8 protein-coding genes are annotated in these 12108 nt (G+C 32.2%); all 8 read left to right on the top strand.

Features of this window, described 5'->3' with window-relative positions; translation table 11 throughout:
- Positions 1-3: 3 nt before the first annotated feature.
- Entirely contained in the window at positions 4-369 is a 366-nt protein-coding gene (locus Q0921_RS05045) for a 3-hydroxyacyl-ACP dehydratase (protein ID WP_299254172.1), read from the top strand.
- Between the two features lie 9 nt (positions 370-378).
- Positions 379-849, top strand: a complete 471-nt coding sequence (locus Q0921_RS05040; protein WP_299254169.1) for a hypothetical protein — start codon at positions 379-381, stop codon at positions 847-849.
- Between the two features lie 76 nt (positions 850-925).
- Positions 926-3418 carry a T9SS type A sorting domain-containing protein gene (locus Q0921_RS05035; RefSeq protein WP_299254166.1) on the top strand — a complete coding sequence of 831 codons (2493 nt, stop codon included), beginning with the start codon at positions 926-928 and terminating at the stop codon, positions 3416-3418.
- A 77-nt stretch (positions 3419-3495) separates the two neighbouring features.
- On the top strand, positions 3496-3936 hold the full coding sequence (locus Q0921_RS05030; RefSeq protein ID WP_299254163.1) for a hypothetical protein: 441 nt from the start codon (positions 3496-3498) through the stop codon (positions 3934-3936).
- A gap of 57 nt (positions 3937-3993) precedes the next feature.
- On the top strand, positions 3994-5202 hold the full coding sequence (locus tag Q0921_RS05025) for a DUF2062 domain-containing protein (protein WP_299254160.1): 1209 nt from the start codon (positions 3994-3996) through the stop codon (positions 5200-5202).
- The gene (locus Q0921_RS05020; protein ID WP_299254158.1) at positions 5195-8875 is read left to right on the top strand and encodes a 1-acyl-sn-glycerol-3-phosphate acyltransferase; all 3681 of its coding nucleotides are present in this window, start codon (positions 5195-5197) and stop codon (positions 8873-8875) included. Before Q0921_RS05025 ends, Q0921_RS05020 begins: the two co-directional genes overlap by 8 nt.
- Positions 8876-10417 (top strand): FAD-dependent oxidoreductase, encoded by a 1542-nt coding sequence (locus Q0921_RS05015; protein ID WP_299254155.1) that lies wholly within the window; start codon positions 8876-8878, stop codon positions 10415-10417. It begins immediately after the preceding gene.
- Positions 10418-10458: 41 nt separating this feature from the next.
- Positions 10459-12084, top strand: a complete 1626-nt coding sequence (locus Q0921_RS05010) for a C45 family peptidase (protein WP_299254153.1) — start codon at positions 10459-10461, stop codon at positions 12082-12084.
- Positions 12085-12108: the final 24 nt, after the last annotated feature.

Here is a 12108-nt window from a genome sequence, read left to right as displayed (position 1 = left end):
AATATGCTAATAGCTGATTTATATAAAATCAATAAAGATTCTGTAAGGGACGGTATACAAACTACGACTATATCTTTAAATCCTGAAAGTGAAATCTTTAAAGGTCATTTTCCAGGTAATCCGATAACTCCCGGAGTTTGTACATTACAGATTATTAAGGAGCTTACGGAAAATAGAAAAGGATGTTCTTTATTTATGAAAAAAGCTTCTAATGTGAAGTTTATGGCTGTAATCAATCCTGAAAAGACTCCGGATTTAGTTATTACTAATGATTTTACAGATAATGAAGAGGAAATTAAAGTAAAGAGTACCGTAAAGTATGATGATACCATAGCGCTAAAAGTTGTGGTTACTTTTGTTAAATTATAAATTAACGATATGAAATTTTTTGCCTTATTTGTTGGATTACTTTTTATGAATGCTAATACAGCCGATATTGTTGAAGTAAGAAATTCATATAGATATGCAAAAGATTCCAAAGAGAATACTGAGAAATTTTATGAATTAACGCAGAGTATAAACCACGAAGAAAGTACTGTGTTATCTGCTTATTACGGATGTGCATTAACCCTAAAAGCTTCATTTTCAAAAAAAACCATGGATAAAATATCTTTTTTTAAACAAGGAAAGAAGTTGATTGAAGAAGCAATACAATCCGATCCTGATAATATAGAACTAAGGATGATTAGACTGAGTGTACAAACTAGTGCTCCTAGAATTACCAGATACTACAGGGATATAGAAGAAGATAAAAGCTTTCTAACGAAAAATATAGATAAAGTTCCCTCTTCCAAATTAAAGAAATTTATCAAAGGATTTATGTCGACTTCACAGGCTTTTAAAGAATAATTTTTCAAAAAAAAAGTAGGGTTTTTTAAGTTTTTACTGTTTTAGTTATAATAGACTAATTCTAACTAACACATAAATGAGAAAAAATTTCCTTTTTTTTATAACAGTTTTAAGTTGTTATATAATAACAGCACAAAATTGGCGTAATTCACCTGCTAAAGATGATAGTAACTATTTTGAAGTGGTGGATGAAAAACGTCAGGAATACACTTCAATTAGCAAAAGTAATACTAGATCAGATAGAAAAAAAATTAAACAATTTGAGCGTTGGGCTTATTTTTGGGAGAGTCGTATAAATGAAGATGGTTCTTTTCCAAGTCCTTTAATGACTTATAATGAGTGGAATAAGTATCAACAAAATACTCCAGTAGAAAAAAATGAAAATTTGGCTAGCTGGACGTTAATAGGACCTAAGGTGATTCCAGAATCTGAGACTACCTTTTATGCAGGTATGGGAAGATTGAATGTAGTTACTTTTAATCCGGCAAATACCGATGAAATATGGGTAGGAGCACCTGGAGGTGGAATCTGGAGATCTAATGATTTCGGAAATACCTGGATACCTAAAGGAGATAACATTCCTAATCTCGGTGTATCAGATATCGTTTTTCATCCAACGAATAGTGATATCATGTATATGGCTACAGGAGACTATGATGGATTTCAGAACAATTCTATTGGAGTTTTAAAATCTACTGATCACGGAGAAACTTGGGTGACAACTGGTTTAAATTATGAAGTTACGCAAACAAGATTAATAGCACATTTACTTATAGATCCTAATAATCCAGATACTATTTTTGCTACTACAAATGCTGGTATATATAAATCAACTGATGCGGGAGCAAATTGGAGTTTAAAAACAACAACTACAGGTTTTAATGATATAATGTACCAAGAAGGTTCGAGTACCGCTTTATTTGCAACTGGAGGTAGATCTACAACTTTTCATATTTCTACGGATAATGGAGAAAATTGGACTGCTTCATCTACTGGTTTGACTAATAGAGGTCGTTTTGATATCGCTACGACTGCAAGTGATCCGGATTTTTTGGTTGGAATGAATAATGGAACTGTTTTTAGATCTACTGATGGAGGAGCTTCCTGGAATTCATCATCGATATCCACTCCATCTTCATTGAGTACGCAAGGAGGATATAACCAAACAATTTTAATAGCACCAGATAATGCAGATCTAATTATTATAGGTGGAATTGATGGATGGCGAACTACTAATGGAGGGTTTACTTGGCAAAAATACCTTGATGGATATTGGGTGCCTGGAAATCCATTTTTCTATGTGCATTCGGATCATCATGATTTAGAATTTTTACCAGGAAGTAGTACGGAGGTTTTTTCTGCTAACGATGGAGGTTTGTTTGTAGGTAATATTGCGACTGATGATGCATGGCGAGATTTATCTTCTGGTCTATCAATAACACAATATTATAAAGTTGCAGGGACACCACAAAATGCAGATTTTTTACTAGCAGGGGCACAGGATAATGATATTACCCAATATAATGGAACGGATTGGATTAATAGAAATTTTGGAACTGATGGAGTAGAGGCTTTATGGAATTATAGTGATTCTAATATAGCTTGGACATGTAGTCAAGCTGGATATGTAGAAAGAACTACAGATGGATGGGCAACACGAACTACAAGACTAACTACCCCAAGTGGAGCAAGATTTGTTTGGCCTTTGGAGATAGATCCTATAGACCCAAATACCATTTACGGTGGGTTTGGAAATATTTATAGATCAACTGTTTCTGGAGATTTTTGGGGCAATATGAATTCACCTGGTGGGGCTCCTAGGGCAATTACAATTGCTCCTTCGGATAATCAAGTTCTCTATGTAACTGATGGAAATGGTGTTTATACAACTTCTGACGGAGGTTCGAGTTGGGATACGTTGACTTTACCCGTAAATGGTCTTGTAACAAGTATTGCAGTTAATTCTACTAATCCAGCAGAGGTTTATATTTGTTATGGAAGATATAATGATGGGAATAGAGTTTTTAGATCGGATAATTCTGGAACTAGTTGGACCAATATATCAGGAACTCTACCTAATGTTCCAATGCATAAAATTCTTTATTTAACTGGAGGAGATGGAGATCTTTTCTTAGGATCAGATATTGGAGTTTTTCATAGAAATAATTCAAGTACTGATTGGGAGGTTTATGGAGAAGGATTACCAAATGTAATCTCCAATGATTTAGAGGTACATTATGGAACAAATAAATTAAGAGTAGCAACCTATGGACGTGGTGTATGGGAAATCTCAATCAACCCTTCTGTATTAGGAATTGGAGAATTTGATGATAGTAGTGTGTTGAACATATTCCCTAATCCAACCGATGGAATATTTACCGTGAAATTAGCTGATTTTGATAACGAATCTGAAATTACCATATATAATATAATTGGTGGCGTAGTGAAAAGTTTTAAAACAGACGAAGTAACTACTACAGTTGATTTATCCTCATATAGTTCGGGAGTTTATCTAGTTGATTTGAAAAATAACAACAAGAGAATAGTAAAAAGGATTATAGTGAAATAATTAAAACCATAATTTTTTAGACCGGTAAAGAATGCTTATTTTCTTTACCGGTTTTTAATTTATAGAAATAGACAAAAATGAAATACGTATCCGTGATAATTACTTTCTTAACAATGTGCACAATCTTATCTTGTAAAGAAGAAATTTTATTAGTGTCTGCAGTTAAAGAAATAACCATACCAGGAAGGCCAAATCAAGATCAATTTGTTCAATATAAAATACAATTTGAAGTAACTAAAGATGATCAAAATATTAAAATAGAAGATATTGCTTTTCCTCAATTAGATATCAAAAAAGAAAAATTAAGATTTGATATTATGGATTTAAGCTCTAATTTGATTGTTTCAAATATTATAAAAAAGGGTGAGTATTTATTAAATATTAAGCCTGATAGTGAGTTTCAGAATCAAATGATTACAGCCAAAAAAGATGAAATTATAGTTTCTATAGTTAAGAACAATAGGATAGAACAAATCAAAATTTCATCTTTTGTTGAAAAAACAAAGAGAATTAGATAATATTTCTATTTGTTTAATCGTATCATACCCTATTTTTGTAATGGAAAAAATAGCACTGTGACTGTAACTACATTATTAGATCATCGTTTTGAGACACTAAATTGCTGTGTTTTCATTCCTACATATAATAACCAGAGAACTTTAGATAGAGTTATTCAAGGTGTTCTGGAGTATACAGATAGGGTTATTATTATAAATGATGGTTCGACTGATGATACAGCTAGTATTTTAGAAAACTATCAAGACCAAGCTGTAATAATTACTTTTCCAAAGAATAAAGGAAAAGGAATGGCGTTAAGGGAGGCTTTTAAACAAGCTGACCGTTTAGGATATAATTATATAATTACCATAGATAGTGATGGTCAGCACTTTCCCAACGATTTAACCTTGTTCTTAGACGAGCTGGAGAAACAAGATCCTAGTTCATCTTTATTATTGATAGGTTCTCGAAATATGGATGATCCGTCAGTACCTGGTAAAAGTAGTTTTGGAAATAAATTCTCTAATTTTTGGTATTACATAGAAACCGGAATTAAACTAAAGGATACGCAGTCGGGATATAGATTATATCCAATAAAGGAGATTAGTAAACTAAAACTATTCACCACAAAGTTCGAGTTAGAAATAGAGGTAATTGTTAAACTTGCTTGGAGAAATGTAGAAGTTCGGAATATACCAGTCCAAGTGTTATATGATGAAACTGAACGTGTATCTCATTTTAGACCTTTCAAAGATTTTACTCGAATTAGTATCCTGAATACTTGGTTAGTGACATTAACGTTGTTTTTTTACTTACCCAAACGGCTTATAACTAGGGTAAAAAAAAAAGGGTTTAAACAATACTGGAAAGAAAATGTATTAAGAAGCAATGATCCTCCAATAAAAAAAGCAAGTGCTATTGCTCTTGGTTTATTTATAGGTATTGCACCGTTGTGGGGATTTCAGACTATTTTGGTTATATCACTTGCAATTGCTTTTAAACTTAATAGACCTATTGCATTTTTGTTTTCTAATATAAGTATACCTCCACTAATTCCATTTATTATTTATGGTAGTTATCAGATTGGTGCTATTGTGATGGGAAGAGAAATGGACGTTACGCTTAATATAGAAGATATAAAATCTGGTACAGATATCTTCAAAAGTTTAGGGCAATATATAATAGGGAGTCTTATTTTGGCAACATTAGTATCATTGATTTCAGGAGTCAGTGCGTATTTGTATTTTAGCTCTAGTAAATCCAAAAGTAATGCAATAGATGCATAAGTTTTTTCTTTTAGTATATCAGTACATCAGGCAGAATAGATTAATTGCTTGGCCTATAATTATTGGCGTTTTTGCTGTATTTGCATTTTTGGCAAGTAAAATTGGGTTCGAAGAAGATATTACTAGGCTAATTCCTAATAGTGGTAAATCAGAGGTGACACAGAAAGTTCTAAAAACGGTATCGTTTTCGGATAAAATTGTGGTTAATATCACTAATAAAAATGAAAACCCCGATGATCTTGTAGCGTATGCTTCAGCGTATATAGATTCTATTAATACCCATCTTCCTAAATATGTAAAAAAAATACAAGGTAAAGTTGCCGATGATAACGTAATGGAATTATATGATTTTGTATATAAACACCTTCCGTTTTTTCTTAATGAATCGGATTATCAATATATAGATCAGCAAATCAACCCGGACTCTATTGCGGAAGTTATCGAAAATAATTATAAAACTTTAATTTCTCCGGCTGGCTTAGTTACCAAAAAATTTATTGTAAAGGACCCTTTGGCATTAACCCCAAAGGGACTTCAAAAACTAGCCCAATTACAGTTAGGAGATAATTACGATTTATATAACGGTTTTTTAATTACTAAAGACCGAAAAAATTTGTTATTATTTCTTACACCAGCTTTAGCAACTAATGAGACAGGAGAAAATACATTTTTTGTTGAAAGACTAAAAAAAATTACAACTGACCTAAATAAAAAATATTCAGAACAGGCGGAAGCGAATTTATTTGGAGCGACATTATATGCTGTAGCGAATGCAAAACAAATAAAACACGATATACAGCTTACGGTTAGTATCGCGATGAGCATCTTACTATTGATTTTGATTTTTTTCTATAGAAAACTCACAGTACCACTTATTATTTTTACTCCTACCGTTTTTGGAGCAATCATTGCCATAGCAGTATTGTATTTGATCAAAGGAAATATATCTGCCATATCTTTAGGTATAGGATCTGTTTTACTGGGTATTACATTAGATTATTCGCTACATATTCTTACACATTTTAGAAACAATAACAATGTAAAAGAGCTATATCGAGATGTTTCTATGCCTGTTATTATGAGTAGTTTAACTACTGCTGTTGCTTTCTTGTGTTTGATTTTTGTAAAATCCGAAGCGTTAAATGATCTTGGGGTTTTTGCTGCAGTGAGTGTAGTGGGAGCATCTATTTTTGCTTTGATATTTATTCCACAGGTATATCGTTTTTCTGAAAGTAAAAAAGCTAAAAGAAAAACATTTATAGATAGAATTTCTCAAACAGATTTTCATAAAAGTAAGGTTCTTATTTCAATTATAGCGGTAGTATTTGTTATTGGGTTATTTCTGTTTCATAAAGTAGGATTTAATACCGATCTAAGTAAAATGAACTATCAGCCAGAAGAGTTGATAGCGGCAGAAGAAGATTTGGATAGAATCAATAACAATAAGGCTAAGTCAATTTATTTGGTTTCATACGGAACATCGCTAAATGAAGCTTTAAATGCAAATAATAAATTATTTGAGACTTTACAACAGAAGAAGTCAAATAAAGAGTTAATTAACTTCAGTTCCGTAGGTGGAGTTGTTCTTTCTCAGGAAGCTCAAATTGAAAAAATAAAGTTATGGAATGAATTTTGGACAAAACAACGGGTAGATACCATTACTAATTTATTGAAAGAAAAAGGAAGTGTTGTTGGTTTTAAACCAGAAACATTTACTCAGTTTTATGCAACATTAAATTCAGAAACTAACCCCATTAGTTTTAATGAATATCAAAATATTAAGGAACTATATCTTGATGAATTTGTGACTAATGAAGATGGTTTTTCTACAGTGGTTTCTGCTATAAAAGTAGATCACGAGAAAGCTGATAATATAAATACTTCTTTAAGTAAGATAGCGAATATTGTTGTGATTGATCGAAAGCAATTGAATGAGACTTTGCTAGGAAATCTTAAGAATGATTTTAATTCATTAATTGGGTATTCTCTGATAGCGGTAGTCTTATTGTTATTATTGTTTTATAGAGACCCTATGCTCACATTGTTAACTGCATTACCAATTGCAATTACCTGGGTGATTACATTAGGAGTTATGAAAATGTTGGGTATAGATTTTAATATTTTTAATGTAATTATCTCCACTTTTATTTTTGGTTTAGGAGTAGATTATAGCATTTTTATCACAAATGGACTTGTAAAAGAGTTTACGTATGGCGTAAAAGAATTGTCTACGTATAAAACCTCTATTTTACTATCGGTGATAACGACTATATTAGGAGTTGGAGTGCTAATATTTGCAAAGCATCCAGCACTTCGCTCCATTTCTATAGTATCTTTAATTGGAATTCTATCAGCAGTTTTAGTAGCGTTTACGATTCAGCCAATGTTATTTAGAGCATTTATTACTAACCGTGTTAAAAAAGGGTTGACACCGCTTAGAATACGTCAAACTATCTGGTCTATCTTTAGTTTTGGATATTTTATAATAGGAGGATTTATTGTGTCGATAATCAGTAGTTTGATTATTCCTTGGTTTCCGGCACGTATGAAAAAGAAAATGGCCATTTTTCATAGCGTTACCTCTAAATTGATGAGATCCGTTTTATATTCGAATCCTTTTGTAAAGAAAAGAGTATATAATCCAGAAAATGAAGATTTTAGTAAGCAATGTATCATTATTGCTAATCACTCTTCGTTTTTAGATATTATTTCTGTTGGAATGTTATACCCTAAACTTATATATTTAGTGAAGGATTGGGTGTATGATAATCCAGTTTTCGGAAGAGCGGCAAAACTAGCAGGATTTTATCCGGTTTCTTCGGGTATAGAAGGTGGTGTAGAACACCTGCGCGAAAAAGTGAAACAAGGATATTCATTAATAGCCTTCCCAGAAGGATCCAGAACAAATACCGCTAAGATGAGTAGATTTCATAAAGGATCATTTTATCTCGCTCAAGAATTGAATTTGGATATACTACCCGTAGTAATTCACGGTAATGCTCAGGTGTCTCCAAAAGGTGATTTTATCATTCACGATGGAGCGATACAATTAAAGATTTTACCAAGAATTGCCGCAGATAACAAGAAGTTTGGAAACGGTTATGTAGAGAGAACTAAAAAGATAAGTACTTATTTTAGAGAACAGTTTTTTGAACTTCAAAAAGATCTAGAAGGTGTAAATTATTATAAAAAGGCATTATTAAATAATTATAGGTATAAAAGTTGCTTTAAAGAAGTCAAAGTTGATTTTGAATTACTTAAAGAAAAATACTATAAGGCAGCAAGTTTTATTGAGCATAAAGACCGGGTTTTACAATACAGTGATGATTATGGACAGTTTTTGTTATATCTAAGTTTTAAAAAGCCATATGCTAAGCTGAAAGGAGTGCTAACTCAAGATGAAAAATTGGCTATCGCAAAAAACTGCTATAGTACTAAAAGAAATAAAGTGGAGTTTGTGGATCATCAAGATTTGACATCGACAAAATTTGATGTACTTTTGTTACATACAGCTACACCAATACAACCAAAATACATAAAAGAAATACTATCAGAAGATATAAAGCGAATTATTATATTTTCCGAAAGTAACGAGTTTCTCGAATTAATGAAAACTACCTTTCGAGTAGATATTCAGGAGTTTGGGTTAACAGTTTTGAATAGAATAAAATAGATGCAAGAGAAATTTGATATCATTATTATCGGAAGTGGATTAGGAGGATTGGTTTCCGCAAATATCCTTGCTAAAGAAGGTAAGAAGGTATGTGTCTTAGAAAAGAACAACCAGTTCGGAGGCAATCTACAAACTTTTGTTAGAGACAAAAGTATATTCGACACTGGTATTCATTATATAGGAGGTTTGGATAAAGGTCAGAATCTATATAGGTACTTTAAGTATCTTGAAATTATAGATGATCTGAAAATCAAAAGAATGGATATTGATGCTTATGATGTAGTTACTTTTGATGATGATGCGTTTGAGTATCCCCATGCACAAGGATATGATAATTTTGTAAAACAGCTAGTAAAGTTTTTTCCTGAAGAAGAAAAAGGAATAATGGAATATGTCGATAAAGTAAGGGATACTTGCTATAGATTTCCATTATATAATTTACAGGAAGGAGATCGATATTATGGAGAAGATCTGTTAACACTTAAAGCTAAGGATTATATAGATAGTGTTGTAAAGGATCCTAAATTAAAAGCAGTGCTTGCTGGCTCCAATCTATTATATGCAGGTGATCCAGATAAAACACCGTTTTATGTACATGCATTATCTGTTAACTCATATATGGAAAGTGCCTGGAGGTGTATTCAGGGAGGAAGCCAGATTGCTAAGTTATTAGTAAAACGATTTAGAGCGCTTGGAGGTAAGATTTATAAGTATCAAGAAGTAAATAAATTTAGTTTTGAAGAGAAACAGATAGTATCCGTATCTACTACCAAAGGAGATACTTTTTTTGGAGATCATTTTATTTCTAATGTAGATCCAAAACTTACCTTACAGATTATAGGAAAAGAACATTTTAGAAATTTATACTATAAGAGAATTCAAAATACAGAAAGTATTATATCTTCATTTAGCATATATATAGTTTTCGAAAAAGGTACTTTTCCTTATATCAATAAAAACTATTATCATACGCGTACGCCAGAGAAAGTATGGACTACACAAGAATATACAGAAGAAAACTGGCCAGAAGCATATTTGATTTCTACCAATGAAGATCTTAAAAATCCGGGTTTTGCAGAAAATTTGACTTCTATTGCCTACATGCGATTTGATGAAATGAAACCTTGGGCGGATACTTTTAATACGGTTTCACAAAAGAATGATAGAGGAGAGGATTATGAAGCGTTTAAACAACGTAAAATCGAAGCATATTTAAAAGAGATAGAGAAAAAGTTTCCAAATATTAGATCTTGTATAAAATCAGTACATACTTCTACACCTTTATCCTATAGAGATTATATTGGTTGTTATGAAGGATCTATGTATGGTTTTGCAAAAGATGCAGATAATCCGATGAAATCCTTTTTATCACCAAGAACTAAGATTCCTAATTTATTATTTACAGGTCAAGGGTTAAATATGCATGGTGTTTTAGGAGTGACCATAAGCGCAGTTGTAACTTGCGGAGAACTAGTAGGTAAAGAACATTTGCTAAAACAAATTAAAGGTACTTTGGAAGAAAAAGAATTATCTAATTTATAATGAGGAATTTTTTCTATTATATATTTCTTCTCCTTGTCGTAATGGCGTCATCATCTTGTGGTGTGAAGAAGTCATTGGCAGCAAGACCAGATATTTCTGGGATCGAAAATGTCGATACTACTAGAATAAAACATAGCCAGACTTTTTTTACACTTAACAATAATCTTCTTCGTAAAAACAAGCAAGGATTATGGGAAATGTATCTAGAAGGAAAACCTTTAGAAAGAGGAATTGCTGCAGGAAGTTTAGGGAGAGAATTAATCAAAATACAGGAAGACGCTTTTATAGGTAAGATTACAGAGCTGATTCCTTCAGAAGGGTATCTTAAGTTTTTAAGTAAAATTATAGCTTGGTATAATCGTAAGTTACATTTGAATGTCCCCGAAGAGTATAAAACTGAAATTTATGGAGTTTCTAGATATGCCTCCAATGATTATAATGATTTTGCAGAACCCTATGTGCGTATGCTTTATGCACACGGAGCTCATGATATAGGACACGCATTACAAGATTTAATGCTGGTAGGATGTACATCTTTTGCTGCCTGGGATGAAAAAACAGTAGACGGTAAACTTTTAATTGGTCGTAATTTTGATTTCTATGCAGGAGATGATTTTTCCAAAGAAAAACTAGTCACGTTTATGAATCCATCAGAAGGATATAAATTTATGACTTATGGATGGGCAGGCATGATGGGTGCATTATCAGGAATGAACGAAACGGGATTGACAGTTACCATTAATGCGGGTAAATCAAAAATACCATTAATTGCCAAGACCCCCATTTCTATTTTAACCAGAGAGATATTACAATATGCATCCACTATAGAAGAAGCAGTAGCAATAGCTAAAAAAAGAGAAGTTTTTGTGTCCGAATCTATTATGATTGGTAGTGCTAAGGACAAAAAAGCAGCATTGATAGAAGTTTCTCCCAATAATTTTGGGGTATATAAAGTGCCAAATACCAATCAATTGGTGTGTTCTAATCATTTTCAGAGTGATACGTATACCGAAGATAAGCGTAATCAGAAAGCAATAGCAGAAAGCCATTCCCTCTATAGATATCAGAGAATGACAGAGCTTTTATCAGAAAATGATAAACTAAACCCCGAAAAAGCGGTGGCAATATTGAGAAATAGAGACGGTCTGGATGATAAGCTAATCGGATATGGTAACGAAAAGGCTTTAAATCAAATGTTGGCACATCACGGGATTGTATTTCAACCAGAAGAACGAAAAGTTTGGGTTTCTACAAACCCTTACCAAATGGGAGAATTCGTAGCCTACGACTTGGATGAAGTTTTTGATAAAATAAAATCACAAAAAGAAGAAGTTGTTATTGCTTCAGAATCATTGAACGTGCCGGAAGATCCATTTATTCATACACAAACGTATGCTAATTATGAAGCGTTTAGAGTGCTAAGCAGAAAAATTGAAGCAGCCACAGATAATGAAGAGAAAGTATCTGAGTCAGCGCTTTCGAAATTTCAAAATTTAAACCCGAATTATTGGGCTACTTATTTTGTACTGGGTAAATACCATTACATACAAAAAGAGTATAAGAAGGCATTAATTGCTTTTAAACAAGCTCAAAAAAGAGAAGTAACCACAGTTCCTGATATGGAGAATGTAAAAAAATATATCAGAAAATGTGAACGAAAAATATAGGATGTAATTATTTAGACCTCACAG

It is taken from the genome of uncultured Aquimarina sp. (assembly GCF_947496855.1).
Classification (GTDB): Bacteria; Bacteroidota; Bacteroidia; order Flavobacteriales; family Flavobacteriaceae; genus Aquimarina.
Note: the sequence above shows the minus strand (reverse complement) of the source record. Positions and strands in the feature narration are given on the sequence as shown.

Coding starts and splice junctions, on each gene's coding strand:
- Q0921_RS05045 (WP_299254172.1), top strand. CDS start 4: ATGCTAATAGCTGATTTATATAAAATCAATAAAGATTCTGTAAGGGAC.
- Q0921_RS05040 (WP_299254169.1), top strand. CDS start 379: ATGAAATTTTTTGCCTTATTTGTTGGATTACTTTTTATGAATGCTAAT.
- Q0921_RS05035 (WP_299254166.1), top strand. CDS start 926: ATGAGAAAAAATTTCCTTTTTTTTATAACAGTTTTAAGTTGTTATATA.
- Q0921_RS05030 (WP_299254163.1), top strand. CDS start 3,496: ATGAAATACGTATCCGTGATAATTACTTTCTTAACAATGTGCACAATC.
- Q0921_RS05020 (WP_299254158.1), top strand. CDS start 5,195: ATGCATAAGTTTTTTCTTTTAGTATATCAGTACATCAGGCAGAATAGA.
- Q0921_RS05015 (WP_299254155.1), top strand. CDS start 8,876: ATGCAAGAGAAATTTGATATCATTATTATCGGAAGTGGATTAGGAGGA.
- Q0921_RS05010 (WP_299254153.1), top strand. CDS start 10,459: ATGGCGTCATCATCTTGTGGTGTGAAGAAGTCATTGGCAGCAAGACCA.